Genomic DNA, 25,267 nt, shown 5'->3' on the forward strand with positions numbered 1-25,267 from the left:
CCCCGCCCAGGCGGGCGCGACTGGACTAAGGAGAGCACATGCCCAAGATGAAGACCAAAAAGAGCGTGACCCGCCGGGTAAAGGTCACGGCCACCGGCAAGGTCATGGCGTTCAAGAGTGGCAAGCGCCATCAGAACACCGGCAAGAGCGGCGACGAGATTCGCGGCAAGGGCAAGGGCTTCGTGCTCGCCAAGAGCGAGTGGGCCCGCATGAAGCTGGGCCTCGTCGTTGGGAGGAAGTGAGTTAGATGCCACGCGCCAAGACTGGAACGATTCGCCGCCGCCGCCACAAGAAGGTGCTCAAGCGGGCCAAGGGCTTCTGGGGCAGCCGCTCCAAGCAGTACCGCAACGCCTTCCAGACGCTGCTCAACGCCGCGACCTACGAGTACCGCGACCGCCGCAACAAGAAGCGTGACTTCCGCCGCCTGTGGATTCAGCGCATCAACGCGGGCGCTAGGTTGCACGGCATGAACTACTCGACCTTCATCAACGGCCTGAAGCGGGCCGGGGTGGACCTCAACCGCAAGGTTCTGGCCGACATCGCCGCCCGCGAACCCGAAGCCTTCCGCGCCCTCGTGGACGCGGCCAAGGGTGCCCGGAACCAGTAACCCCCAGGGTTGATGAGAGAGCCGCCTCCCGCGTGGGGGCGGTTTTTTGTGGCCCTCCGAACAGCCTCCCACTCTTTGTTACCCTGTACCCCATGAGCGTGATCCTGGGCATCGATATCGGCGGCAGCGGCATCAAGGGTGCACCCGTGGACACGCAGACGGGGCAGCTCACGGCCGAGCGGCATCGCATTCCTACCCCCGAGGGCGCCCGCCCCGACGACGTGAAGGGGGTGGTGGCCGAACTCGTGCGGCACTTCGGGCACGAGGGGCCGGTGGGGGTCACCTTTCCCGGCATCGTGCAGCACGGCCAGACCCTGAGTGCGGCCAACGTGGACGACGCCTGGATCGGACTGGACGCCGACGCCCTGTTCACCGAGGCCACCGGGCGCGACGTGTACCTCGTCAACGATGCGGACGCCGCCGGAATCGCCGAAGCGCAGTTCGGGGCCGCGCGGGACGTGCCCGGCGTGGTGCTCGTGCTGACCTTCGGCACCGGGATCGGCAGTGCGCTGATGCAGAACGGAGTGCTGGTGCCCAACACCGAGTTGGGGCACCTGTGGCTCAAGGGGGACAAACACGCTGAAACTTGGGCCTCCGACCGTGCCCGCGAACGCGACGACCTGAACTGGAAGGGCTGGGCCAAGCGCGTGAGCACCTACCTCGGGCACCTCGAACGCCTCTTCTCGCCGGAGCTGTTCGTGATCGGGGGCGGGGTCGCCAAGAAGCCCGACAAGTGGCAGCCCCACGTCCAGACCACCCGCACGAAGGTGGTGCCCGCCGGTTTGCAGAACGACTCCGGCATCGTTGGCGCGGCGATGATGGCCGCCGCCCGTGGGCACGAGCAGCACTGACTGGAACTTCCCGGACCTCCCGCCCGTACTGTGACCTGTATGGGATTTCTGAAACGGATGATGGCGGCGGTCGGCGTCGGCGGGGCACGGGTAGATGCGCGGGTGCAGAACCCGGCGGTGCGGGTGGGCGAGAGTGTCTCCGGCGTGATCCTGGTCGAGGGAGGCAGCATCGAGCAGAAGATCGAGCGCCTGAACCTCGGCCTGGCGACCCGCTACAAGAGCGACGACACCTATGTCACGCATACCCTCTTTACCCAGCCGGTGGTGCCGGGCTTTACCCTCCAGCCCGGCGAGCGGCGGGAGTTCCCCTTTCAGCTGCCGGTCCCGGCGGGCACCCCCCTGACCCTGCGCGGCACGGCGGTGTGGCTGGTCACCGACGCGGACATCGCGGGAGCCGCCGACCCCGGTGACACCGACCAGCTTCAGATTCTTCCCAGCCGCGAGATGGAGGCCGTGATCGGCGCGGCCGAGCGCCTGGGCTTCTCGCTGGCGGGGAGCGAGGTCGAGTACCACCACGGGCGGATCGTGCAGGAGCTGAGCTTCCGGCCTCCCTACGGGCAGTACCGCATTCAGGAGCTGGAGATGATGATGCTTCCGGGCGCGGGCGGCGGGCTGGACGTGATCCTGGAGGTGGACCGCCGCGCGACCGGCCTCGCCAGCCTGTTCACCTCCGAGTTCGAGCAGCGGGGCCGCTGGCACGTGCCCGCCTCGCTGCTCGCCGGGGGGCCGGACGCGGTGGCCCGCGAGCTGGGGGCGCGGGTACAGGCGCTGGCGTAAGCGGGGAAGGGCGCGGCAGAATGCGCCCCATGTCTGCCGCCGACCCCCACCTCCCCGAGCTGCTCACCGCCGACGTGCTGTACACGGGCGTCGGGGGTGGGCACGCGCCGGGCGGAGTGGTGGTGTCCGGGGGCGTCATCGCGGCGACCGGGGACCCGGCCACCCTGCGGGCCAACTTCCCGCACGCCCGCGAGCGCCGGGCCGGGGCCGTGATCGCGCCGCCGCCGGTCAACGCGCACACCCACCTCGACATGAGCGCCTATGACTTTCAGGCGCTGCCGTATTTCCGCTGGCTGCCGGAGGTCGTGATCGCGCAGCGGCACAAGCGCGGGGTGGCGGGGGCGCTCGCGGGGGCCGCCGAACTCGCCCGGCAGGGCACGGGCGCTGTGGGCGACATCGTGTGGGCGCCCGACGTGATGGACGCGCTCCTCCCACGCGAGGACCTGACGGGCGTGCTGTACTTCGAGGTGCTGGGCACCTTTCCCGAGCGGGCCGACCTGATCTTCGCGGAGGTGCGCGAGCGGGTGGAGCGTTGGCGGCGAATGGAGCGGCCCGGCGGCCTGCGGGTGGGCCTCACGCCGCACACGCCCTTCACGGTGAGCCACCGCCTGATGCGTTTGGCGACCGAGTACGCGGCGGGGGAGGGCCTGCCCCTCCAGATTCACGTCGCGGAGCATCCCGCCGAGCCCGAACTCTTCCGCACCGGGGGTGGGCCGCTGTGGGAGCACCGCCTCCCGGCCCTCTATCCGGGCACCTTCGCGGAGGTGATCGGGCGGGAGCCGGAACTGGACCTCACCCCGGTGCGCTACCTCGACGAACTCGGCGTGTTGCGGGCGCGGCCCACCCTGATCCACATGGTGAATGTGACTCCGGAGGACATCGTGCGGGTGGCCGCCGCCGGATGCGCGGTCGTGAGCTGTCCCCGGTCCAACGCGCACCTGGGCTGCGGCACCCTGCCCTGGGGCGCCTTCGCGGCGGCGGGGGTAGAGGTGGCGCTGGGCACCGACTCGGTCGCCAGTGGCGGCAGCCTCGACGTGCGCGACGAGGTGGCCTTTGCCCGCACCCGGTATCCCACCCTGGACCCCCGCGTGATCGTCCGGGCCGCCGTCAAGGGGGGGCACCGGGTCACCGGCACGCGCCCTCCGCTGCTGCGGCGCGGGGACGCCTGGGACGAGCGCTTCGTGTGGTGACGTGCTATGCTTCTGCGGTTGCCCGTCACGCACAACGACGTGACGGAGGAGGTTCAACATGAAGAAAGACATTCACCCCAAGGCCGTCCCCACCAAGATCATCTACCAGGGCAAGGTCGTCATGGAAACCCTCAGCACCCGTCCCGAGATTCACGTGGACGTGTGGAGCGGCGTTCACCCCTTCTGGACCGGCGAGGAGCGCTTCGTCGACACCGAGGGCCGCGTGGACAAGTTCAACAAGCGCTTCGGCGACAGCTACCGCACCAACCGCAAGAAGTAGTCATCGCCGCCCCGCGCGGGGCCGAGCGGAGCGACTTGCAAAGCTGCGAAGCAGAGCAGCGAATGAACCCCCAGGCCGCCCTGGGGGTTTTGCTGTTGGCTGAGCTGCCCCGCCCGACGGGGTGGGGCGTTGTTCGTGACTGGGCTCAGCGCGTCAGGGTGAAGGGAAAGGTGGACTCGCCCACCACCCAGCGGTATTCCCCTGGGGGCAAGGCGGCAAGATCGGAGTGCGGACTGGCCGGAAGCGTTATCGTCTGACCAGGTTGGAGGAGCATCACCTCCAGAACATCGGCGCATACGGCTCCCTGCGCAGGTGGCACAGGGCTGCCGTCGGGACGCGTGACGTGGACGATGACCGCCCCACACTTCGGGTGAAAGATGACCGGGGTCCCCGTCGGATTGGTCACACGGACGGAGATATCCGGTCGGCGTCCCAGCTTTAAGGGTGTTGCCCGGATGGCCCCCAGACTGAACACACGCGGCTGCACGTCAAAGACAACCTTCGGGGGTTGCTCGTAGGCCGACTGCACCCGCTCACTCACTCCGGCAGCCTTCGCGGCTCTCTGCACAGTCGGGGGCGGGGCGTACACGACCACGCGGTTACGGCTGGTGTTGATCCGCACCGTCAGGTTCGGGGAGTGCTTCTTCAAGACCTGCGCCGCCTGAACGAGCTGCACGCCGCTGAACCGGGCAGGGTGGTACCCCCGGCTCACCCCCACGCCAGGCTGAAACCGCGTCTTCCAGAACCTGTCTCCGCGCAGGAAGCCCCGCGCTTTCTCCTCCTGATTCACGTCTGTGAGCGCCGGAACGAGATACTTTCCACCGTCTACCCACACGTAGGCCAGCCCCGCGAATCCTGGGACGGCCCGCGTAGCCCGCTCCAGTTCCGGCCACTGCGTGGGCGTCAGCTCGTCCGTCTGCGCGGACTGCGCTCCGGCACTCCCGACCAGCAGAGCGGAGGCGGCCAGGAGAAGAGCCGTGTGGCGGGTCATGGCTCACGTTATCGCCGCAACATGACCCACGCATGACCCTCTGTCCTTCCTGCCCGCTTCGGGGTGGCATACTTCCCCCCGTGCTGAAGTCCCCCTACCACGGCGGCCACCTCGAAGTCATCGTCGGACCGATGTTCAGCGGCAAGAGCGAGGAACTGATCCGGCGGGTGACGCGGGCGGTGATCGCCCGGCAGCGGGTGGCGGTGTTCAAGCCCGCGCTGGACAGCCGCTACCACGCGGCGCACGTCGCCAGCCACGCGGGCCGCAGCCTGGAGGCGGTCGCGGTGCCCGGCGCGGCGGCGATCCGCGCCCACCTGCTGGGCGAGGGCGAGCTGCTCTCCGACCCCGCGCTGACCCTGCCCGACGTGGTGGGCATCGACGAGGCGCAGTTTTTCGGGCCGGAACTCGGGCCGCTGGTGCTGGACCTCGCGGGCCGCGGGGTGCGGGTGATTCTGGCGGGGCTGGACCTCGACTTCCGGGCCGAGCCCTTCGGCTGTATGCCTGACCTGCTCGCGCGTGCCGAGAGCGTGGAGAAGCTCACCGCCATCTGCACGGTGTGCGGCGCTCCCGCGACCCGTTCGCAGCGCCTGATTGCCGGAGAGCCTGCCCGTTACGACGACCCGGTGGTGCTCGTGGGCGCCCAGGAAGCCTACGAGGCCCGCTGCCGGGTTCATCACACCGTGCGGCCGACGGGTACGCCTCCAGCCGCCCGGAGTGAGGGGGGAGTGCGGGGAGGCTGAGAATTTCCCCTCTTGGGCCAAGTTTGGCTAAAGTTCAGTCAGCCAACTGAAGGCACAGGGGCCACGGCAACCCGCACAATGGGGAAACAGGACAAGTTGCCCGTCCGCCCCCATCGTCGGCCTCTGGAGGGCATACATGACCCAACCCGGTTCCCACCCCGCCGACCCGCTGGCCTGGGACTACACGGCGAGGACGCAGCGGCGGATGTTCGGGCAACTGGCCTGGGTGGGCACGCTGGCCTGTCTGGGTACGCTGGCCTTTCAGTGGCCCACCCCCACCCCCCGTGACCTGATCGCGCTGCCGCTGCTCGCGGCGCTGCTGCTGGGCTTGCTGTTTGGGGTGCGGCGCGGGTGGCTGAGGCTGATTCCGGCCGCGCGGGCGGCGCTGCTGGGGCTCACGCTCTATTTTCTGGTGGGGCTGTGGCCCTGGCCGGGCAGCGGGGGCGGGCACCTCTCGCTGCTGAGCGAAAGCACCTACTGGTTCCCGGTGCTGTACGCCGGGGCCTTTTTGCTGTTCGCCCCGCGTGAAGCGCTGCGGTGGTCGGCGGTGACGTACCTGCTGGCCCTGGCGGTGTGCCTCTACCGCCTCTTCTGGGGACCGGAGGCCCGCAGCGTGGACCTCGCGGCGTCGATCATGCAGTTTCAGATTGTCGGCCTGATCATGATCCTGATGCAGGCGACTTTCGGGGCGCAGCGCGGACAACTGCTCGCAGCGCGGCAGGCGGCGCGGCAAGACCCCCTGACCGGCCTGGCCAACCGCCGGGCGGGGGAGGAACGGCTGGCCGAACTCGCGCACGCCGGGCGGCCCTTCACACTGGTGGTGTTCGACCTCGACCACTTCAAGGCCGTGAACGACACCCACGGGCACGCCGTAGGAGACTGGGTCTTGCAGATGACGGCCCGGCTCTCGCGCGAACTGCTGCCCCCCGGCGGTGTGGCGACCCGCTGGGGCGGCGAGGAATTCCTGCTGATCCTGCCGCCGCTGGAGCCGGGAGCGCTGCGGACCCTGCTCGACGCCCTGCGGGCACGGCTGGCCCGCGAGCACGTGGGAGGGGTCAGGGGGGTCACGGCGTCCTTCGGCGTGGCGGTCTCCGCGCCGGGTGAACCGCCGGAGCGGGTGGTGTCCCGTGCCGACGCCGCCATGTACGCGGCCAAAGCCCGTGGGCGCGACGGCGTGCAGCACGCGGAGCGCTCCGCCGTGGGCGGGTCCACGGCGGGTCAGGACCCTTGACTCCCGCCCCCGTTCCGCTACGCCGAGCCGCGCACGACCAGCCGGGGTTCGAAACGCCGGGCGCGGGCCGGTCCACGGTAGCCGCCCAGCCGCCCCAGCAGCAGCCCGGCGGCCTCGAAGCCCATCGCCTCGACGGGCTGGTGCAGGGTCGTAAGGTCCCGGCCCGCCGCCCATGGCTGGTCGTCGAAGCCGATCACCCGCACGTCCTCGCCGATTTTCAGGCCCCGCGCGTGCGCCTCGTCGAGCAGGGCGCCCGCCAGCAGGTCGGCGGAAGCAAAGACTGTGCAGGGGAGCGCCGCCGCGTCGAGCAGGGTGGCGGCCACCGTCCGGGCCGCGAGAGGATCGAAGCTGGCGGTGAACTCGCCGCACAGGGGCCGCCCCGCCGCCGTGAGGGCCTCCAGAAATCCGCTGCGGCGGTCCTCGAAGACGCGGGTGGTGAAGAGCTGGTCGAGTTCGGTCTCGACCCAGACGGCGTACAAGTCGCCCGGCAGGCCCGCCGCGTACTCCCCGGCGAGGCGACCGCCCGTCACGTTGTCCATGTAGGCGCAGTCCACCCCCTCGGCGTAGGCGTCGACCAGCACCGTGGGCTGCCCGGTGCGGACCCGCCGCTCGGCCAAGAGCGAGGTGAGGTTGTAGGTCGCCATCACCAGCCCGTCGGCCTGGTACGCCAGCGTGTGCGACCCCAGATAGCGTTCCAGCCGCGAACGGTCGAGCAGCGGAAAGATCGCCACGTCGTAGCGGGCGGCCTGAAAAGCACTCTCCAGCCCGTCGAGCAGCCGCACATAGAACTCGGTGGTCACGACGGGCAGCAGCACGCTGATGGTGTAGCTCTTGCCGCCCGCGATGCGGCGGGCGTGCGGGTTGGGCGTGTAGTCGAGGTCGGCAATGGCCCGCAGCACGCCCTCGCGGGTGGCGCCGCGCACCGACGGGTGGTTGTTCAGCACGCGCGACACGGTGCCGACCCCCACCCCGGCCCGGCGGGCCACATCCTGAATCGTGGGTTTGCGCGTCACGTCAAGGCCCACCATAGCGCAGCGTGCCGCCGCTGCCCCGCCCGCCCAGTCCCATGAACCGGAGCCAGGGGACGGGGACAAAGGGCCGACTCCCCCCACCCTAGACTGCGGCCATTGCTGGCCCCCCGCTTCCTCCCGCGCCCTTTTTCGGAGGCCCCCCACCCCCATGTCCAGACCCACCCCCCTGCTCCTCTCCCTGGCGCTCGCCGCCGTCGTGATTCCCGCCGCCGCGATTCGCAGTCAGGCGGGGCAGCCCTCGTCTCCGGTGGCCCACTCCACCCATGTGGCGCCGACTTCTTCCTCTCCCTCAACCGGGCGGCTGCCCCTGACCGTGCAGGGGGCCAGCGTGATCGCCGTGCCACCCGGCGCGACCGAGACGAGCGCGGGCATGACCCTGCGGAACCCCGGCAAGACCCCGGTGGTGCTCACATCGGCCCGCAGCTCTGCCGCCGGACACGTCATGCTGATGACCACCCGGCGCGACGCGCAGGGGCGGGTCGGCATGAGCGCCGTGAAGAGTCTGACCGTTCCGGCGGGCGGGCAACTCGCCTTGAAGCCGGGCGGTGACCACCTGATGCTGATGGACCTGAAGCGGCCGCTCAAGCCCGGCGAGCGTGTTCCGCTGGTGCTCGTCGCGCGGGACGGCCGCACCCTGACCGTCTCCGCCACCGTCCGCCTGCCCTGACCCCCTGAGGACCCTGCCCATGACTGACTCCACCCCACTGCCCGCTGCCCCCCGCCCGCGTCCCTGGTACCTCTCGGCGCTGCTGGCGGCCTTGGCGGTGGCGCTGGTGCTGGGGGGCGCGTGGGTGTACGCCCGCGTGCAGAGTCCCTTTCCCTACTACGGCACGGCCTACACGCCTCCGGTGGCGGCGGCGTCCTTCCGGGGCACCGACCAGAACGGGCAGCCCTGGACCTTCACGCCCGGTGGGTCGGGCCGGGCGACCGCCCTCTTCTTCGGCTTCACCCACTGCCCCAACATCTGCCCGCTGACCCTGGCGTACCTGGAACGGGCGCGGCAGGCGCTCCCCGCCGACCAGCGTGACGGGGTGGACGTGATCCTCGTGAGCGTGGACCCGCAGCGCGACACGCCGGGGCGCCTGAAGGCCTACGTGGAATACTTCGGGGAGGCGACCGGGGTGCGCGTCTCCGAGCCTGCGTTGGCGGAAGTCGCCCGCGCCTATGGGGTGGGCTACCAGAAGGCCGACGTGAAGGGGCCGGACGACTACCAGATCAACCACACCACGGCCACCTACCTGATCGACGCGGGCGGCAAGCTGCGCGTGCTGTGGGACTACACCCAGCTCACCGACGTGGAGCGGGTCACGCGCGACCTCACCCACGTTCTGGAGAACCCGCTGCCATGACCTTCCCTCTGATGACCCTGGCCCCCGCCGACCTCAACCCCGGCCTGGCCGACCTGCTCGCCCTGCGCTTTGACCCCCTGGTGTGGCTGCCTGTGCTGGCGGTGACGGCGCTGTATTTCTGGCGCTATACCCTTGCTCGCCGCACCCCGGAGGGCCGCGCCAACTGGCCGGCGTGGAAGCCGGTGCTCTTCGGCCTCGGCGTGGTGCTGCTGATCCTCTCCACCCAGTCGGCGGCGACGAACCTGACGCTCAACAGCATGGCCCTCTACATGGCCCGGCTGATGGTGCTGGCCGAGGTGGTGCCGCCGCTGCTGGTGCTGGGGCTGCCGCGCGGCATCCAGATTGACCCGCGCCGTCCCTTCGGGCGATTCCTGAGCGTGCTGCTGGACCCCTGGGTGGCGCTGGCGGTGTGGAGTGCGGTCATCATCTTCTGGAACGTCCCGGCGGGCTTCAACGCCTCAGTGGTGACGAACACGGCCGCCGCGCTGCTGCCTGCCCTGTACCTGCTGAGCAGCCTGATGGTCTGGAGCGTGGTGCTGCGGCCCCTGCCCACCGTGCAGCCCGCGCACATCGGCTCGCGCGGGTGGTTCGGGCTGCTCGCCGCCCTGCCCATGATGGCGGTCGCCAGCGTGTGGCTGTACTCGCGGCAGGTGCTGTACACGCCCTACGTGGGGGCGCTGTGTCTGTGGGACCTCAGTCCCCTGCAAAACCAGCAGATCAGCGGGTGGATCATGATGGTGGCTGGATTGCCCGCGATGGCCCTGGCGCTGGTGCAGCTGATGATGTGGCTGATCAAGCTGGCGGACGGCGAGCAGGGGGGAACGCCGCCTGCGGTGGGGGATTGATCGACCAGCCAGAACGAGGAAAGCCCCAGCCTGAGCCGGGGCTTCTTGCTTGGATTGGTCGCTCTCTACCTCCGCGCGGCCCGTTGCCGATCCACGAACGTCAGGAACTCGGCCTGCGAGAGCGTATTCACCACGCCCGCCGGAGTCAGTCCCGCCTTCCGTGCCATCGCCACCCCGTAGCGGGTGTCGCCCAGGCCGCCGGGCACGTGGGCGTCGGTGTTGATCGCAAAGGTCAGCCGCTCGCGCCACCGCAGCACGTCCCGCCAGTCGAGGTCGAGGCGGTAGGGGTTGGCGTTGATCTCCACGACCGTGCTGTTCGCCGCGCACGCCTCCAGCACGGCGTCCAGATCCAGCGCGTAGCCGGGTCGCCGCAGCCGCAGCCGTCCGGTGGGGTGACCCAGGATGGTCACCAGGGGGTGCGAGGCCGCCCGCACCAGCCGCTCGGTCTGCCGGGCGGGGTCCAGGGTGAAGTGGCTGTGGACGCTCGCCACCACGTAGTCCAGGGTCAGCAGGTCCTCGTCGGGGTAGTCCAGCGAGCCGTCGGCCAGGATGTCCACCTCCGCTCCCGCGAGGATGGGCAGGCCCGCGCCCTGCAGGGCACGAATCTCCGCGACGTAGGCCCGCAGCCGCTCCAGGCTCAGGCCGTTCGCGTAGCTCGCCGCCCGCGAGTGGTCCCCGGTGCCCAGGTAAGCGTGTCCCAGCGCCTGCGCCGCCGTCACCATCTCCGGCAGGGTCGCCGCCCCGTCCGACCAGACCGAGTGGGTGTGCAGCATCCCTTTGATGTCCGCCACCGTGACGAGGTCTTCGGGCGGGGGCAACGTCTCCCACACCGCGTCGTGCTCCGGCTCGCGGTACTCGGCGGGGCGCAGGGGGAGGCCCAGTTCGCGGGTCACGTCGGCCTCGGTGGGGGTGGGGAGGAGGGTGTCCCCATGCTTCAGCCCCCGTCCGCTGAGGTCCAAGCCTTTCGCTCTGGCCTCGGTCCGCAATGACTCCCGGTAGGCCGTGCTCCCGCCCAGCATCAGGTCCAGCGCCCCACGTACCTCAGCGGAGGCGTACCCCACCTCCACCGGGACGCCATCCACCCGGCCTGCGAGCAGCGGCTTTCCCTCCAGCGGGGCGAGGTCCTCCACGGCATGTTCCAGCCGTGCCCGCACATCGTCGGCTGTGCCTGTGACAGTCACCCGCGCCGTCCGCACCGTCTCCAGTCCCCGGCGCACGTCCCCGGCGGGGCGGGGGTCCAGGCCGTCCAGCCGGGCGAGCAGGCTCTCCACCACCGCTTGCCCGGTGGAGAGGTGCTGGCGGTCTTGTGCCCCCAGCGCGAACTCCACCGCCTCCAGAATGGTTCCGGCACTCTTGGCCCCAAAGCCCTTCAAGGCCGCGACCCGGCCATCGCGGGCGGCCTCGCGCAGCCCCTCCAGCGAATCGATTCCGGCGTCCCACAGCGCCCGGATTTTCTTCGGCCCCAGCCCCCGTACCCGAAATAAGCCCAGTACCCCGGCGGGCACCTGGCTCGCGGCGTCCTCCAGCGGCCCGAAGCTCCCGCCCTCGGCGTAGGCGAGCAACTCGGCGGCGATGCCCTTGCCCACCTTGGGCACCCCCGCGAAGCCGGAAGCCAGCAGGGTGGGCACATCGGTGTCCAGCGCCTCCAGGCTGCGGGCCGCGCTTCGGTACGCCTGCGCCCGGAATGGTTCCTCGCCCAGCACGTCCAGCAGGTCGGCGGTGCTTTTCAGGGCCGACACCAGCGCCTTGCGGGTGACCTCAGCCACGGGCTTGCCTCCCCTGAAAGGTGATGACGCGTCCGCCCACCTCCGCAATCTGCGCCCGCGCGTCCCCGAAGTGGGAGCCTACCTCGCCCGGCGCGTGGGCATCCGACCCCAGCACGAACCCAATGCCCCGCGCGGCGGCCTCGCGGGTCAACTCCGGCGACGGGTAGGCCTCCGCGACCGGCTTGCGCCACCCCGCCGTGTTGAAATCCAGGGCCAACCCCAGCCCCGCCACCACGTCCAGCACGCGCAGCAGCGCCGAGTCGTCGGGGGCGCGGTGCCCGAACTTCTTGGGCAGGTCGAGGTGCCCAAGCGCGTCGAAGAGGCCCGTCCGCGCTGCCCCCTCTACCAACGCGGCGTAGTGGCGGTAGAGCTGCCCCAGATCGCGGTCCTCGTACTCGGCCACGAACTCGGGGTTGTCGAAGCCCCACGCGCCGAGGTAATGCACGCTGCCGATCACGTAGTCCCAGTCGTGCGCGGCCAGAACCCGCTCCACGAAGCGTTCGGTGCCGGGGTGGAAGTCGGCCTCCAGCCCCAGCCGCACGTCCAGCCGCCCGGCAAATTCGGCCTGTACCTCCCGCACGGTGTCCACGTACTCGGCCAGTTGATCGGGCCGCATCCGCCACGGCGCGTCGTACCACGCGGGCATCGGCATGTGGTCGGTGAAACACAGCCCAGCGAGGCCCGCGTCCAGCGCCGCCTGCGCGTACTCGCGCGGGTGCCCGGTCGCGTGCCCGCACAGCGGCGTGTGCATGTGCGAGTCGTAGAGGCCAGAGGGAAGGCTCATGGGGGACAGGGTACGCGGTGCGCGGCGGCCTTACCGCACCGGACGCACCGCCAGCCGCGCCCCGACCCGGCCCCCCAGCACATGCAGCACCAGTCCCGCCAGGACCAGCCCGGCTCCCAGCAGCTTGAGCGCGGGGAAGGCTTCGCGGTAGAAGACGGCGCTCGCCAGCATCCCGAACACGGGCACCAGCAGCGAGAGGGGCGCGATTCGGGCCGCCCCGTGCCGCTGAATCAGCCAGCTCCAGACCCCGAAGCCCAGCACGGTATTGCCCAGCCCCATAAACAGGACGGCGGCCCAGAACGTGGCCCCCGAATCCGTCAGCGTGCCCACCACGTTGCCCCAGCCCTCGGTCAGCACGGCCAGCCCCGCGAGCGGCAGCGGCGCCACGAGGCTGCTCCAGATCACCAGCGCGAACACGTTGGCTCCGCCCGACGCCCGCACCAGCAGGTTGCTGACCGCCCACCCCAGCGCCGCCACCAGCGTGAGCCCCAGCCCGATCAGCGTCACGTCCCCGCCCGAGGCTGTCCCGATCACCGCCATTCCCCCGAAAGCCAGCGCCATGCCCAGCATCTGCGGCGGCGTGATCCGCTCCCCCAGAAAGCGGGCAGCGAGGAGTGCCGTGAAAAAGGCCTGCGTTTGCATCAGCAGCGACGCCACTCCCGCGCTCATGCCGAGCTGCACGGCGAGGTAGAGCAGCCCGAACTGCACCACGCCCACCGCGAGGCCGTAGCCCCACAGAATCCGCGCTGGAACCTGCGGGCGTCCCACGAACAGCACCGCCGGAAACGCGGCCACCGCGAAGCGCAGCGCGGCGACCAGCAGCGGCGGGGCGTCCGAGACCGACCACTTGATCACCACGAAATTCACCCCCCAGATGAAGGTGATCAGCAGGGCCAGGAGCAGGCTGCGGGCGGGCAGGGGAGAGGGAGCGGGGGGCATCGGCTCCGGAGTGTACGGCGCGGAAGAACCCCTCAGTCCGCTTCGCGGCCAGCTCCCCTCAAAGGGAGCCCCGAAGCGCACGAAACTGGGGAGAACGCTACCCACGAAAGCCTCCCTTTCAAGTGGACTTGCAAGGCTGCGCAGCAGAGGTGCCCCGGAGAGGCGGACCCGCAGAGCTGCGGAGCAGAGGGGTCAACCGGGACCGGCAGCCCCACGACCGAACCGACTCCGCACCGCCCTGATCTGCATCTTCTTGCATCAAAGCGTATACTTACTCGCCATGACGTTGGACGCTCCCGCCCGCCTGACCCCCGACACGTTGCCCGCCCCGGTGATGGCCGGGCGCGACTTTCTGAGCAACCTCGACATGACGCCGGGGGAGCTGCGGACGGTGCTGGACACCGCCCACTCCATGCGCCGGGGCGAGTGGCGGGGCGTGAAGCCGCTCGCGGGCCTCAGCCTTGCGCTGATCTTCGAGAAGGCATCCCTGCGCACCCGCACCACCTTCGACGTGGGCATGTACCAGCTCGGCGGGCACGCGATCACCCTCAGCAATCAGGAGATCGGCCTGGGCACCCGCGAGCGCGTGAGCGATGTGGCCCGCAACCTCGAACGGTGGGTGGACGGGGTGATGGGCCGGGTGTACCTCCAGCAGACGCTTCAGGAACTCGCCGACCACGCCGCCATTCCGGTCATCAACGGCCTCAGCGACATGCTGCACCCCGCGCAACTGCTGGCCGACTACCAGACCATCGAGCAGGAGTTCGGCACCGACCTGCGTGGGCGCCGGGTCGTGTATATCGGCGACGGCAACAACCTCGCCAACAGCCACATCCACCTCGGCATCCTGACCGGCACGGACGTCACCATCGTGACTCCAGTGGGCTACGAGCCGAACGCGGGCGTGCTGATGGACGCGGTGAAGGCGGGCGTGCAGGTCACCCTGACGAACGACCTCGCTGCTATCGAGGGCGCCGACGTGTTGTACACCGACGTATGGATCAGCATGGGTCAGGAGGCCGAGGCCGATATCCGCCGCCGCGCCTTCCGGGGTTATCAGGTCACGCCCGCCATGCTGGAGACGATCGCCCCGCACGGCATCTTCCTACACTGCCTTCCTGCCCACTACGGCGAGGAGACGGTGCCCGAAGCGACCGAACACCCCAAAAGCCGCGTCTTCGACCAGGCCGAAAACCGCCTGCACGCGCAAAAGGCGCTGCTGTATCACGTCATGGGCGAGATGAAGCCCCGCTGGTGAGAGAATCGGGCGCATGAACGACGTGGAATGGCTCGACCTCGTGAACGAACATAACGAGGTGATCGGGAGCGTGACCCGCGACGAGGCGTGGGCGCGGCGCCTCCCCGTGCGGGGCGTCAACGCCTTTCTCGTCAACCCGCGCGGCGAGCTGTGGATTCCGCGCCGCACCCTCACCAAGCGGAACTTCCCCGGCTGCCTCGACATGAGTGTGGGTGGCCACGTCGAGCGCGGCGAGAGTTACGAGGCGGCCTTTCGCCGCGAAACCCAGGAGGAGCTGAATCTCGACGTGGACACGCTGCCCTGGCGGGAGATCGGCGCCTTTACCCCGCAGGACGCGGGCCTGAACATCTTCATGCGGGTCTACGAACTCCGTACCGATACGGCCCCCGCCTATAACCCCCACGACTTCGATGGGGCCGAGTGGCTGACGCCCGATGCCCTGCTCGCCCGCATCGCCGCAGGTGACCCGGCCAAGAGTGACCTCGCGCCGCTGGTGCGGCTTTGTTATGGAGACCGACTGACATGACCCCCCGCATCTTTATCGACGGCGAGGCCGGAACCACCGGCCTGCAAATCCGCGCCCGGCTGGAGGGCCGCACAGACCTCGACCTCCTGAGCATCAACCCTGCCCGCCGCAAGGATCCCGAAGCCCGGCGCGAGCTGCTGAACAGCGCCGATGTCGCCATCCTGTGCCTACACGACGACGTGGCGCGGGAGGCCGTGGCGATGATCGAGAACCCGGCGACCCGCGTGTTGGACGCCAGCAGCGCCCACCGTACCGCCGAGGGGTGGGCCTACGGCTTCCCCGAACTGACCAAGGAGAGCCGGGGCGAGATTCGCGCCGCCCGCTTCGTCAGCAACCCCGGCTGCTACGCGACAGGGGCGATCGCCCTCCTGCGTCCGCTGACCGACGCGGGCCTGTTGCCGCCCGACTTCCCCCTCAGCGTGCAGGGCTTCTCCGGGTACTCGGGCGGGGGCCGGGCGCTGGTGGACGCACACGAGGGACGCGGAGAGCATCCGATGGCCGGGCCGTTTAAGAGCTACGCGCTCTCGCTGACCCACAAGCACCAGCCCGAGATGGCGCGGCACGGTGGGCTGACCCAGATGCCCCTCTTCACCCCCCACGTCGGCGGCTGGCGGCAGGGGATGCTGGTCCAGATTCCGCTGCACCTGGAACCGCTGGGCGTGACGGCGGCGCGGCTGCACAAGGCGCTGGCCGACCACTATGCCGGGGAGCGTTTCGTCCAGGTCATGCCCTTTGAGCACGGTCAGCCCGCCGACGCCATCCTTGACCCCCAGACGCTCAACGGCACGAACGAGCTGGAACTGTTCGTCTACGCCAGCCCCGGCGGAGAGCACGCCCTGCTCGTCTCGCGGCTGGACAACCTGGGCAAGGGCGCCAGCGGCGCGGCGGTGCAGAACCTCGACGTGATGCTGGGGCTGGAGGGGGCAGGACATACCTATGGGGTGCCGGAGGGAGTCTGAGAGTCAGTCCTCCGCCAGATGCGACACGACCCGAATCTCCCCGTAGCTTCCCTCCTGCTCTGCGCTGAAGGCCCCCTCCTTCACGCCCTCCAGCAGCGCGGCGAAGTAGGTCGTGCGCTCGCCCCAGTCCTGGGCCGGAATGCCCCGGAAGGTGAAGGTCCGCAGCCGCACCCCGAACGCCCGCAGCGCCCCCAGCGCGTCGGCCAGTGTGAGGCGCTCGCGCGAGAGCAGCGGCACCTCGACCTGCCGCACCGCGTTCTGCGCGGCCTTCACCAGCCGGGCGAGGCTGCGGGCGGGCTGCACGGGGCGCTCGCGTCGGGGAAGGTTCAGTGGCACCGGCCGCGCCGGAATCAGCCCCTCGCGCTCGCGGCGGCGGGCGGCCAGAAACCCCACCAGCGCGTCGAGTTCGGCCAGCGCCTCCACCCCTTCCACGAGGTCGTCCAGCGGGTCCGTGTCCCACTCGCCCTCGGGGGAGGGGTCCGGGTCGGGGGCGGGCAGCAAGAGCCGCGCCTTGAGCGCGATCACGCCTGCCAGTGCGGGGAGCGCCTCCGGGTGCCCCTCCACCCCCTGCGCCCTTGCCCAGCCCAGCACCTCGCGGGTGAGGTGCAAGAGGCCCACCTCGCCCGGCTCAACCCGGCCCGTTCGCAAGGCAGAGGCCAGCTCCGCGAGGCTGCCCTCGAACGTCGGGAGCCTCACCACGAAGCTGGCGGGAGGGGGAAGCGCGAGGGTGGTCATGCCGTTAGCGCGCCAGACTCAACGGGACTTCAGGAAGCCGACCTTCTCGCGCACTTCCTCCATGACGGGCTGGGCGATGGCACGGGCTTCTTTCGCCCCCTGCTCCAGCGCGTCGCGCACGAGGTCAGGGTCCGCGCGCAGGTCGGCGGCCCGTGCTTGCAGCGGCTCCAGTTCGCGCCGCATCCCCTCCATCAGCATCTTCTTGCAGTCCACGCAGCCGATTCCGGCGGTGCGGCAGCCCGCGTAGACGGTCTCGATGGTGGGCAGATCGGAAAAGAGCTTGTGGTAGTCCCCGATCAGGCACTTGTCGGGGTCGCCGGGGTCGGTGCGCCGAACGCGGGCGGGGTCGGTGGGAGCCACCCGCACCTTCTGCCAGATGGAGTCCAGCGGTTCGAGAATCCCCAGGGTGCTCGTCTCGCCCTTGCTTTTGCCCATCTTGCCGTGGCCGTCCACGCCGGGAATCCGCAGGGCGTCTTTGGCGTACACGGCCTTCGGCTCGGGAAACGTCTCGCCGTAGGCATGGTTGAACTTGCGGGCGATCTCACGGGTCAGCTCGATGTGTTGGGTCTGGTCCTCGCCGACGGGCACGGTGTCGGCCTTGTACAGCAGGATGTCGGCGGCCATCAGCACCGGGTACATCAGCAGGCCCGCCGGAACACTTTCGAGTTGCTCGGACTTGTCCTTGTACTGGGTCATGCGCTCCAGCTCGCCCACCGGGGTCAAGGCCGTGAACACCCAGCTCAGCTCGTGGTGCTCGGGCACCTGCGACTGCACGAAAAAGGTGACCTTGGAGGGGTCCAGTCCGGCCGCAAAGTTGGCGACCGCCATCTCGAAGGTGCGTTTCGAGAGCTGGGCGGGGTCGTAGGCGGCGGGGTTGGTGATGGCGTGCAGGTCCACCACGCAGTAGATGGAGTTCTTGCCGTACTCCTCGCCCAGCCGCACATAGTTCTTCATGGCCCCGAAGTAGTTGCCGATGTGGGGGTCCCCGGTCGGCTGGATTCCTGAAAACACGCGCGGCATATCGGGGGGATTCTAGCGGGCAGGAACCGGGAGCCGCCTGCGCTGTCTGGCGGACCATGGGGCAGGGGCGGCCCCCTGCTCGGAGAGCCGCCCCTGCCGGATGTGCCTGGGGTGGGTTACTCGGTGGCCGGTTCGCCACCCTCGGCGGGAGCGCCAGTCTGGGCCTCGCCCTCGGCGGGCGTTTCCGTCTCTGCGGCCGTGTCCCCGGCCCCGTCGGCGGGAGCCCCCGCATCTTCCGCAGCGGCGCCCTCGCCCTGGGCCGCGCCCTCCCCCTCGCCCCCGGTCTGTCCGGCGGGAGCGGGGGGCGGGGCAGCGGCGGCCACGCGCTTTTCCTGCGCGTCCAGCACGGCCTGAAGGTTGTTCTTGGGCTTGAGCTTGGCGACCTCGCCCGTCAGGAACTTCTGCCCGGCCTCCGAGCGTTTGGTCGCCAGCACCTGCTCGCGAATCTGGTCACGGACCTCCGCCAGCGACTGCACGACGGCGGGCTGGAAGCCGGTCACGTAAGCGACGACGTAGCGGTCGCCCACCTTGACCACATCGCTGACGCGGCCTTCCCCGGCGGCCTTCAGGTTCTCGACACCGAAGACGGCAGCCTCGACCTCCTCGCCCAGGGTGCCGCTTCCGGCGCTGACCTCGCCGCGCTCGGAGACGGTGCCGCCCGCGCGGGCCGCCGCCTGAACGGGGTCGCCGCCCGCGAAGCTCTGGCGGAAGGCGGTGGCCTTGGCCTGGTCGGGGAAGCTGACTTCCGCGACGGCAGCGCTCGCCGGGGTCTCGAACTGCGAGCGGTTCTGGGTGTAGTACGCCCGGACCTCGGCGTCGGTCACTTCCACGTCGCGCCCGCCGTAGGCCACCAGTCCGGCGGCCTGCTCCTGGCGGGTGCCCGTTAGGGGCAGCTTGAGGCTCTGCGCGACCTGCGGGGCGGCGTACGCCTGAATCAGTTGCTCGGTGATCTGCGGCTTGAGCAGGCTGTTGACGAGCTGCCCGGCCTGTTCGGCGGGCACCTGCCCCAGCAGCGCGGCGAACTGCTCGTTCTGCACGACCTGCTCCACGACCGCCGAGTAGGGGATCGTCTGCCCGGCGACGCTGGCGACCGTGGGGTTCTCGGTCTTCCAGTTGGGGTCGCTGACCTCGACCTTGATGTCCTTCTCGATGCCGCTGAACCATTCCTCGACGGCACGGTTCTTCTTCTGCTCGGCAACGGTCTTCTGGGCGTCGGCCTTGGCCTGCTCGAAGGGCTTGACGGCGGGCGCGAGGTAGTCCTCGACCTGCACGATATAGAACTTGCCGCCGCTCTCCACCACGTCGGTCACGCCGCCGTCCGTCAGGGCGAACGCCGCCGCGCCCACCTCGCTGGGCAGCGCGACCTGCGCGACCGGGCGGGGCTTGCCGTTCTCGAGGGGACCCAGGGCGCCGCCCCGGTCCCCAAACTCGGTGCTGTTGGCACTCGCCAACTCGGCGAAGTCGGCCCCGCCGCGAATCTGGCGCAGCAGGTCCTCGGCCTTGGCCTTGTCGTTCACCACGATCTGACGGCCCACGATGCGGGCGTCGGTCTGGTAACTCTCCGGGTTCAGGTCGTAGTGCAGCCGCACCTCGGCGTCCGAAGGAGCGGGGGCCGCCGCCTTGATCTCCTCGACCTTGCGGTTCACGGCGAGCTGGTCGCGCATCTGTGCCCGGAACTGCGAGTCGGTCAGCCCGGCCTGTTGCAGGGCGTCGGTCCAGGCCTTGTTGTCGGTCAGGCCGTTGGATTCGCGGATCTTGTCCACCTCGGCGTTCACGTCCGCGCGGCTCACGTCGATGTCCTCTGCGGCCTGCCGCAGCGCGACCTGCCGGGCCTGCTGCGCGACCACGTAGGTCTTGAAGTCGTCGGCCAGCACCCCGCTCTGGGCACTCGACAGCACCGGGTTGCTCTGGCGCAGCGCTTCGAGTTCCTGCACGGTCACGGTCTCGCCGTTGACGGTCATGGCCGGTGTTCCCTTGTCCCCGCCGCCGAACAGCGAGCCCACGTTGGGCGTGAACTGGTAGGCCATCCCGACCACCAACAGCAGTGCGAGGGCGCCCAGCAGGACGTTGAGGGCTTTTTTGTTCTTCACTTGATCTCCTTGTGCGTAGGTGCTAGGTTACCTGGGCTATGCACTCGTAGCTCAGGTGGATAGAGCGTTGGCCTCCGGAGCCAAAGGCCACAGGTTCGAGTCCTGTCGAGTGCGCCACAACTGCCCAGTGCCCTGCGGGCACCCAGACGCCACCCTGCGGGGTGGTGTTTTCGTTGTAGCCCGGCCCGGTGAATCCGGCGGGAGAAGGCGGAGGTCCGGAAACGCACGCGGGCGAGTCTAGCATGTTTGACTAAGGTCGCATGAAGCCAAAAACGTCGGTGTGGGCGCAGTTTTCCTGCTTCCTCTCATGCGCGGTGTACCCTGGGGACATGGACCTGCTTTCCCTGCTCACTCGCCTGCCCGGCTCCTACGCCGGACCTACCCAGCCCGAACCCGGCCCGCACGGCCTGATCGGGGTGGGGGAGGGCGCACTCGCCGCACACCTCGCGGCCACGCTGATTCCCGGCACCCTGACGCGCACGGGGACGCAGTTTGTCGTGTCCAGCGCCGATACCGCTGACGCCGCCCGCGACTACGCCGACCTCGCGGAGGTGGCGGGGGCCGGGGTGCGCCGGGTCAGCACCGGGGGCGTCCCCGATGACGTGGATGTGCTGGTGCCGGGCGGCCTGCCCGCGACCTACCACGCGGCCCAGTACCTCGCCCACGCTTCCGGCCACGCGCGGGAGGCCGCCGAGGCGGAGTCCCTGCTCGCCACGCTGCGCGACCAGTGCGCCCCGGAGGTCACGGAGGGCAACCCCGCCCGCGACCTCGCGTGGTCGCTGTGGGGCCGCACGCCCCTGCTGCTTGCCGCCCCCGACGCCGAGGCGCTGCCGCACGCCTGGCAGTCGCTGCTCGCGCGGGCGGGCAAGACGCTCGCCGTGCCCGTGCTGGGCGATCCGCTGGCGGTGGCAACCGGGGCCTTCGAGGCCCAGCACGAGAAGGGCGACGCCAAGGTGGCCCTGATTCTGGGGGACCCCGACCCGACCTTGCATGTGGTGCGCGAGGTGCTGGAGTCGCGCATCGACGAGGTGCTGCACGTGCCCTTTCCCCAGGGTGAAGGCGGCGCGGCGCCCAGCGGGTACGCGGGCAGCCTCGCCCTGTGGTACTTCGGGGCCTGGGTCGCGGCCTACCTCGCCGAGCGCTACGGCGTCCAGCCCGCCGACCCCCCCGTCCTGGCCCGCGCCCAGTCGGCCCTGGCGGGGGAGGAAGACCCCGCCGCCCTGGGCCTGGGCCGCCCGGAGGACGTGCGCCGCACCCGCGTGGACGACGAGGACTTCGCGGACGGTTTCAACGATGAGGACGATCTGGACGAGGAGTAAGAGCGGTGGATTGGTAGGGGGACGGGGTGCTGGAGGAGGCCCCGTCCCCTGCTCAGTCGTCCGCTGCCGCGAGTTCCGCCGGAGCAGGGGCTGCCGACGACGGCCCGGCCAGGCCCAGCAGGTGATGCACGGCGGCACTCCATCCCCCGTCATCCAGCACCCGGTACAGGTGCGCCCACTGCCAGCGGCGGTAGGCGTCGGCGGCTTCAGCCACGCGCGTCTCGTCCGTGGCCGGCTGAAGGTGGCGTGGGGTGAGGCTGCCTTCCAACTCGCCCAGCGTTTTGGGTCCCAGCGCGAAGGCGACCCGGCCCCCGGTCAGCCAGGCCCGCAGGCTGGCCTCGTCGGGGAGGGCGTAGAGGATCAGCTCGCCGCCGGGGTGCCCCTCCCCGGCCCGCACCAGCGTCAGCCCCGGCACCTGCCCGGCCAGATACGCCGCGACCGGGCCGTCGGCGTAGGCACTCGATCCGGTCCGCAGGTGGTTCATCGCCTCGCGGGGGTCCAGCCGGGGAACCGGGGCGGGAGCGGATTCGCCGTCGAGTCCCAGCAGGCCGGGGGGCCGCAGCGCCTGCCCCTGCCACTCCAGCCGCGTCTGCCCGCGCCACTCGTCCTGCACGAGGTGCGTGGCGAGGTCGTGGTCGCCGTCGGCCGCCCGCGTCTCGCCGTGCTTGATGCCCCGCAAGCCTCCCGCCTGAAACTGCAGGCTGGTGCCGCGCCCGCCCACCAGCCGCGTGCGCGAGAGGGGCGAGCGCACGTGCCAGAGCGGCGGCGTGTGCCCGGTCCCGAACGGTTCGAGGGCCGCCGCCTGCTGCGCGAGGTCCCCGGTCGCGGCCAGCGGAGGTAAGGGCGCGTCCAGCCGCCACGCCGGAACGGGCCGGGGAAACTGGCGCACGTAGCCATGCAGTCGGTCCCGCAGCGCTCCGAAGTTCCCCTCGTCCAGTGAGAAGCCCGCCGCGCCGGGGTGGCCCCCGAAGCGCTTGAGCAGGTCCTGGCTGTGCCGCAGGCCCTCCACCGCGCTGATGCCCGGCGTGGACCGCACCGACCCCTTGCCCTGCGCGACGATATACACCGGGCGGTAGAAGGCTTCCACCAGTTTGCTCGCCACGATGCCCATCACGCCCGCGTGCCAGTCCGGGTGCGTGAGCACCAGCGCAGGGTCGGCAGGGTCGGCGAGCGCGAGAGCCTCGGCGTACATCCGGTCCTGCAACACCCGGCGCTCGCCGTTGCGCGATTCCAGGTAGGTCGCCAGCGTCTGCGCCTGGTGCTCGCTCTCGGTGGTCAGCAGCTCCAGCGCGAGGTCCGCTTCCCCCAGCCGCCCCGCCGCGTTCAGCAGCGGCGCGAGCAGAAAGGCTACGTCCCGGGCGGTGGGCCGCTCGACCTTCTTGGCCTGAAGCATGGCCCGCAGGCCGGGAATGGTCGAGTGTGCCAGTTCCTCCAACCCGCGCCGCACCAGCGCCCGATTTTCCCCCACCAGTGGAGCCACGTCGGCCACCGTCCCCAGGGCGGCGAGCGCGGTGAGGGGCGTGGGGGCGGGCAGGTCCAGCTCCTCATGCACCGCCCACAGCAGGTGGTAGGCCACGCCCGCCCCGGTGAGGTTGTGAACCTCCGGGTCGTAGTCCGCCGTCTCGTGCGGGTGGACGACCAGGGTGGCGGGGTAGTCCTCGCCGGGCGCGTGGTGGTCGGTCACGATGACCTCCACACCCAGCGCCAGCAGCGCCCGCACCTCCTCCAGATTGGTGACCCCGCAGTCCACCGTGACCAGCAGGTCACAGGCGGCGGCGTGGTCCTCCACCCGGTCTGGATGGATGCCGTAGCCCTCGTTGAGGCGATGGGGAATAAAGCCGTGAGCCTCGGCCCCCAGCGCCCGCAGGCCGTGCACCAGGATGGCGGTGGCTGTCACCCCGTCGGCGTCGTAATCGCCATGGATGCGGAGGCGCTTCTTGGCCCGTACTGCCGCCACCAGCCGCCGCGCCGCCTCCCGCAACGCCGGGTTGGGGGTCAGCCGCAGGGCCGGGTCCAGCCGGGCCGGGGTCAGGCCGCGCCCATGCAGCACCTGGGCGAGGGGAGCCGACACGCCCCAGGTCCGCATGGTGTCCAGCAGGGCTTCCCGGCTCGCGGGCGGGGCCAGCAGCCAGCGGGCCTCCGGGGGGGTAGGGGCTGGGCGGCTCATGCGTCCTCCGGGGCGGGGGTGACTGGGGGCACGGTGCCCAGCCGGGCTTGCAGGGCTGCCGTCAGGCGGTGTTCCAGCTGCGCCCGTTCCCGGCGACTCCGGCGCTGCCGCCACGCCGAGCGCCACAGCGGGGGCAGCAGCAACAGGGCCGTGTACGCCCCGCCCAGGACCGCAAACAGTACCACCGCGCCTCCCAGCGACAGCAGTGCTTCCCCCTGGCCCAGCGGCAGCGGCAGCCGCACTGGCACCGGATTTTCCAGCGCGACCAGCAGCAGATACCCTCCCAGCGCGAGCAGCAGCAGCACCTGAATCAACTGCACGAGTCGCATACCACCAAAGTCTACCGCGCGGCCCGGCCGCACACAGGGACGAAAAGAGGTCCCCCGCAGGGGACCCCGTTCAGCCGTGGCTGGACTTCGTGATTGGGCTTAGAAGTAGAACTTCAGACCGGCGCGGACGGCGGGCACGAAGCCGCGCTGGTCGGTCGCGGTGTTCGTGTTCTGCACCGAGCCGGCGCCCTTGCTGCTCAGGTAGTAGCGGCCGTTGCCTTCCACGAAGGCGGCGATGGAGTTGGTCACCTGGAAGTCCACGCCCACGAGTGCGTTGACGTAGGTGTCCGTGACGTTGGTGTTCGCGGTGGCCGTGGTGCGCCCGGTGCTGCTGGTCAGGCCCAGACCCACGCCCGCGTAGGGCTGGATGTTGGTGCCGGTGTTCAGGCCAATGGTCGCGTTCACGTCCGCCGAGAGGGCGTTGCGGCCGGGCTTGTAGTCCGCCGAGACGCGGGCGCCGAAGGGGCCGACGAGCGAGGTGGTGCCCACCATACCGCCGAAGCTGGCGCAGTAGTTGACCGCACGGCCGTCACTGTTGGGGATGTAGCAGGGGTTGTTGGCGCCCGCGCTGCTCGCACCCACGTACACGCCCGCGTACAGGTCGCCGCGCGTGACGCCGTTGGTGGTGCCGGTGGGCGTCTCGCCGATCACGACGGTGGTGGGGGGGGTCACAATGGTCGTGGTGCCGCCCGTGGTGGTGCCGGTCTGGGTCGCGCGGGCTTCCAGGGCCGCGATGCGGGCTTCGAGGGCCGCGGTGTCCGCCGCCGCTCCGGCGGGACCAGCGGGGCCGGCCGGACCCTGGGGACCAGCGGGGATGTTGCGAATCGCCGTTTCCAGCGCGTCGATGCGGGCGGTCAGGGCCGCCGTGTCGGCGCCAGCAGTCCCAGCCGTACCCAGCGCGTTGATGCGCTCTTCCAGGGCCGCGATGCGGGCCTGCTGCTCGGCGTTGAGACGCTCGAGGTCGGTCACACGGGTGCTGATGGCCGCCAGCTCGGTGGCGACCTCCTGCATCCCGGCGGTGATGGTGGCGAGGTCACTCTGGCTGAGGGTGCTGTTGCTCAGCGAGCCGGACTGCAGCAGGCGGAAGAAGATCAGCGCCGCTTCATAGCGGGTGATGTTCTGGTTGCCGCGGAAGGTGCCGTCGGGGTAGCCCTGAATCAGGCCGCGCTGCACGAGCAGGTCCACGGCGTCCTTGGCCCAGTGCCCGGCGGGCACGTCGGTAAAGGTCACGACCTGGGTCGGGGTGGTGGTCGTCGTGGTGGTGGTCGTGTTGGTCTGGGCGCTGGCGGCACCCAGCGCCAGGGCCAGGGTCGAAGCAATGGTCAGGGACTTGCGCATAGTTCTCCTTTGAACATACGGGAAGCGGTTGATCCGCTCCGTGGCACGGCCTCACCGTAGGAAGACGCCGTGAGGACGCCATGAACTGTAACCCCTCCTGCCATCCATCACATGACGGTTTCTTCTCAGAAACCTCAAGTGCGGC

Annotated in this window: 26 protein-coding genes and 1 tRNA gene; 16 read left to right on the forward strand and 11 right to left on the reverse strand. The window is 70.4% G+C overall.

Annotated features, from left to right (window positions below; all coding sequences use genetic code 11):
* Positions 1–38: 38 nt before the first annotated feature.
* The 6 genes from rpmI (at position 39) to rpmE (ending at position 3,705) form a co-directional block, all read left to right on the forward strand.
* Positions 39–242, forward strand: a complete 204-nt coding sequence (gene rpmI / locus C3K08_RS04095; RefSeq protein WP_104990149.1) for a 50S ribosomal protein L35 — start codon at positions 39–41, stop codon at positions 240–242.
* Positions 243–247: 5 nt separating this feature from the next.
* A complete protein-coding gene (gene rplT, locus C3K08_RS04100; RefSeq protein ID WP_104990150.1) occupies positions 248–607 on the forward strand; it encodes a 50S ribosomal protein L20 in 360 nt (119 codons plus the stop codon).
* A gap of 92 nt (positions 608–699) precedes the next feature.
* Complete coding sequence (gene ppgK, locus C3K08_RS04105) at positions 700–1,458, forward strand: polyphosphate--glucose phosphotransferase (RefSeq protein ID WP_104990151.1); 759 nt, start codon at positions 700–702, stop codon at positions 1,456–1,458.
* Positions 1,459–1,497: 39 nt separating this feature from the next.
* Complete coding sequence (locus C3K08_RS04110) at positions 1,498–2,235, forward strand: sporulation protein (RefSeq protein ID WP_104990152.1); 738 nt, start codon at positions 1,498–1,500, stop codon at positions 2,233–2,235.
* A gap of 20 nt (positions 2,236–2,255) precedes the next feature.
* A complete protein-coding gene (locus C3K08_RS04115; protein ID WP_104990153.1) occupies positions 2,256–3,425 on the forward strand; it encodes an amidohydrolase family protein in 1,170 nt (389 codons plus the stop codon).
* A gap of 58 nt (positions 3,426–3,483) precedes the next feature.
* Complete coding sequence (gene rpmE, locus C3K08_RS04120; protein WP_104990154.1) at positions 3,484–3,705, forward strand: 50S ribosomal protein L31; 222 nt, start codon at positions 3,484–3,486, stop codon at positions 3,703–3,705.
* Between the two features lie 145 nt (positions 3,706–3,850).
* Here the strand turns inward: rpmE and C3K08_RS04125 are convergent, their stop codons facing one another.
* On the reverse strand, positions 3,851–4,696 hold the full coding sequence (locus C3K08_RS04125; RefSeq protein ID WP_104990155.1) for a hypothetical protein: 846 nt from the start codon (positions 4,694–4,696) through the stop codon (positions 3,851–3,853).
* A gap of 80 nt (positions 4,697–4,776) precedes the next feature.
* On the opposite strand from C3K08_RS04125, the gene C3K08_RS04130 reads away from it, so the two are divergent.
* Both C3K08_RS04130 and C3K08_RS04135 read left to right on the forward strand, forming a co-directional pair.
* Positions 4,777–5,436 carry a thymidine kinase gene (locus C3K08_RS04130; protein WP_104990156.1) on the forward strand — a complete coding sequence of 220 codons (660 nt, stop codon included), beginning with the start codon at positions 4,777–4,779 and terminating at the stop codon, positions 5,434–5,436.
* 136 nt (positions 5,437–5,572) lie between these two features.
* A complete protein-coding gene (locus tag C3K08_RS04135) occupies positions 5,573–6,667 on the forward strand; it encodes a GGDEF domain-containing protein (RefSeq protein ID WP_104990157.1) in 1,095 nt (364 codons plus the stop codon).
* Between the two features lie 17 nt (positions 6,668–6,684).
* Here C3K08_RS04135 and C3K08_RS04140 read toward each other — a convergent pair whose 3' ends face one another.
* Entirely contained in the window at positions 6,685–7,695 is a 1,011-nt protein-coding gene (locus C3K08_RS04140; protein ID WP_104990158.1) for a LacI family DNA-binding transcriptional regulator, read from the reverse strand.
* A gap of 151 nt (positions 7,696–7,846) precedes the next feature.
* Between C3K08_RS04140 and C3K08_RS04145 the strand changes: the two genes are divergently transcribed.
* From C3K08_RS04145 to C3K08_RS04155, 3 genes are read left to right on the forward strand one after another with little or no spacing between them, the layout of a single operon-like run.
* Positions 7,847–8,365, forward strand: a complete 519-nt coding sequence (locus tag C3K08_RS04145) for a copper chaperone PCu(A)C (protein WP_104990159.1) — start codon at positions 7,847–7,849, stop codon at positions 8,363–8,365.
* Positions 8,366–8,384: 19 nt separating this feature from the next.
* Positions 8,385–9,047 carry an SCO family protein gene (locus C3K08_RS04150; RefSeq protein ID WP_104990160.1) on the forward strand — a complete coding sequence of 221 codons (663 nt, stop codon included), beginning with the start codon at positions 8,385–8,387 and terminating at the stop codon, positions 9,045–9,047.
* Positions 9,044–9,892, forward strand: coding sequence for a cytochrome c oxidase assembly protein (locus C3K08_RS04155; RefSeq protein WP_234009157.1), 849 nt, complete (start codon positions 9,044–9,046; stop codon positions 9,890–9,892). Before C3K08_RS04150 ends, C3K08_RS04155 begins: the two co-directional genes overlap by 4 nt.
* Before the next feature lie 65 nt (positions 9,893–9,957).
* Here the strand turns inward: C3K08_RS04155 and C3K08_RS04160 are convergent, their stop codons facing one another.
* The 3 genes from C3K08_RS04160 to C3K08_RS04170 are packed head-to-tail and all read right to left on the reverse strand — an operon-like array spanning position 9,958 to position 13,381.
* The gene (locus C3K08_RS04160; protein WP_104990161.1) at positions 9,958–11,658 is read right to left on the reverse strand and encodes a DNA polymerase/3'-5' exonuclease PolX; all 1,701 of its coding nucleotides are present in this window, start codon (positions 11,656–11,658) and stop codon (positions 9,958–9,960) included.
* Positions 11,651–12,442, reverse strand: a complete 792-nt coding sequence (locus tag C3K08_RS04165; protein ID WP_104990162.1) for a histidinol-phosphatase HisJ family protein — start codon at positions 12,440–12,442, stop codon at positions 11,651–11,653. The genes C3K08_RS04160 and C3K08_RS04165 overlap by 8 nt, the downstream gene beginning before the upstream one ends.
* Before the next feature lie 30 nt (positions 12,443–12,472).
* On the reverse strand, positions 12,473–13,381 hold the full coding sequence (locus tag C3K08_RS04170; RefSeq protein ID WP_104990163.1) for an EamA family transporter: 909 nt from the start codon (positions 13,379–13,381) through the stop codon (positions 12,473–12,475).
* A gap of 280 nt (positions 13,382–13,661) precedes the next feature.
* Here C3K08_RS04170 and argF point away from each other — a divergent pair, with 280 nt between their 5' ends.
* From argF to argC, 3 genes are read left to right on the forward strand one after another with little or no spacing between them, the layout of a single operon-like run.
* Positions 13,662–14,639, forward strand: coding sequence for an ornithine carbamoyltransferase (gene argF, locus C3K08_RS04175; protein ID WP_234009158.1), 978 nt, complete (start codon positions 13,662–13,664; stop codon positions 14,637–14,639).
* Between the two features lie 13 nt (positions 14,640–14,652).
* On the forward strand, positions 14,653–15,165 hold the full coding sequence (locus C3K08_RS04180) for an NUDIX domain-containing protein (RefSeq protein WP_104990164.1): 513 nt from the start codon (positions 14,653–14,655) through the stop codon (positions 15,163–15,165).
* The gene (gene argC / locus C3K08_RS04185; RefSeq protein WP_104990165.1) at positions 15,162–16,124 is read left to right on the forward strand and encodes an N-acetyl-gamma-glutamyl-phosphate reductase; all 963 of its coding nucleotides are present in this window, start codon (positions 15,162–15,164) and stop codon (positions 16,122–16,124) included. Before C3K08_RS04180 ends, argC begins: the two co-directional genes overlap by 4 nt.
* 3 nt (positions 16,125–16,127) lie before the next feature.
* Here the strand turns inward: argC and C3K08_RS04190 are convergent, their stop codons facing one another.
* From C3K08_RS04190 to C3K08_RS04200, 3 genes are all read right to left on the reverse strand, one after another.
* A complete protein-coding gene (locus C3K08_RS04190; RefSeq protein ID WP_104990166.1) occupies positions 16,128–16,859 on the reverse strand; it encodes a ScpA family protein in 732 nt (243 codons plus the stop codon).
* Positions 16,860–16,877: 18 nt separating this feature from the next.
* Positions 16,878–17,879, reverse strand: a complete 1,002-nt coding sequence (trpS, locus tag C3K08_RS04195) for a tryptophan--tRNA ligase (protein ID WP_104990167.1) — start codon at positions 17,877–17,879, stop codon at positions 16,878–16,880.
* A 116-nt stretch (positions 17,880–17,995) separates the two neighbouring features.
* Positions 17,996–19,969, reverse strand: a complete 1,974-nt coding sequence (locus tag C3K08_RS04200; protein ID WP_104990168.1) for a peptidylprolyl isomerase — start codon at positions 19,967–19,969, stop codon at positions 17,996–17,998.
* A 40-nt stretch (positions 19,970–20,009) separates the two neighbouring features.
* On the opposite strand from C3K08_RS04200, the gene C3K08_RS04205 reads away from it, so the two are divergent.
* Together C3K08_RS04205 and C3K08_RS04210 are read left to right on the forward strand one after the other, a co-directional pair.
* Positions 20,010–20,086 (forward strand) — tRNA-Arg (locus C3K08_RS04205).
* 212 nt (positions 20,087–20,298) lie between these two features.
* On the forward strand, positions 20,299–21,288 hold the full coding sequence (locus C3K08_RS04210) for an SIS domain-containing protein (RefSeq protein ID WP_104990169.1): 990 nt from the start codon (positions 20,299–20,301) through the stop codon (positions 21,286–21,288).
* 52 nt (positions 21,289–21,340) lie between these two features.
* Here C3K08_RS04210 and C3K08_RS04215 read toward each other — a convergent pair whose 3' ends face one another.
* From C3K08_RS04215 to C3K08_RS04225, 3 genes are all read right to left on the reverse strand, one after another.
* Complete coding sequence (locus tag C3K08_RS04215; RefSeq protein WP_104990170.1) at positions 21,341–23,455, reverse strand: DHH family phosphoesterase; 2,115 nt, start codon at positions 23,453–23,455, stop codon at positions 21,341–21,343.
* Entirely contained in the window at positions 23,452–23,784 is a 333-nt protein-coding gene (locus C3K08_RS04220; RefSeq protein ID WP_104990171.1) for a lipopolysaccharide assembly protein LapA domain-containing protein, read from the reverse strand. Before C3K08_RS04220 ends, C3K08_RS04215 begins: the two co-directional genes overlap by 4 nt.
* A 99-nt stretch (positions 23,785–23,883) precedes the next feature.
* Positions 23,884–25,122 (reverse strand): S-layer homology domain-containing protein, encoded by a 1,239-nt coding sequence (locus C3K08_RS04225; protein WP_104990172.1) that lies wholly within the window; start codon positions 25,120–25,122, stop codon positions 23,884–23,886.
* Between the last annotated feature and the right edge of the window lie 145 nt (positions 25,123–25,267).

Origin of the sequence: Deinococcus sp. NW-56 (genome assembly GCF_002953415.1) — a bacterium.
Lineage (GTDB): Bacteria > Deinococcota > Deinococci > Deinococcales > Deinococcaceae > Deinococcus.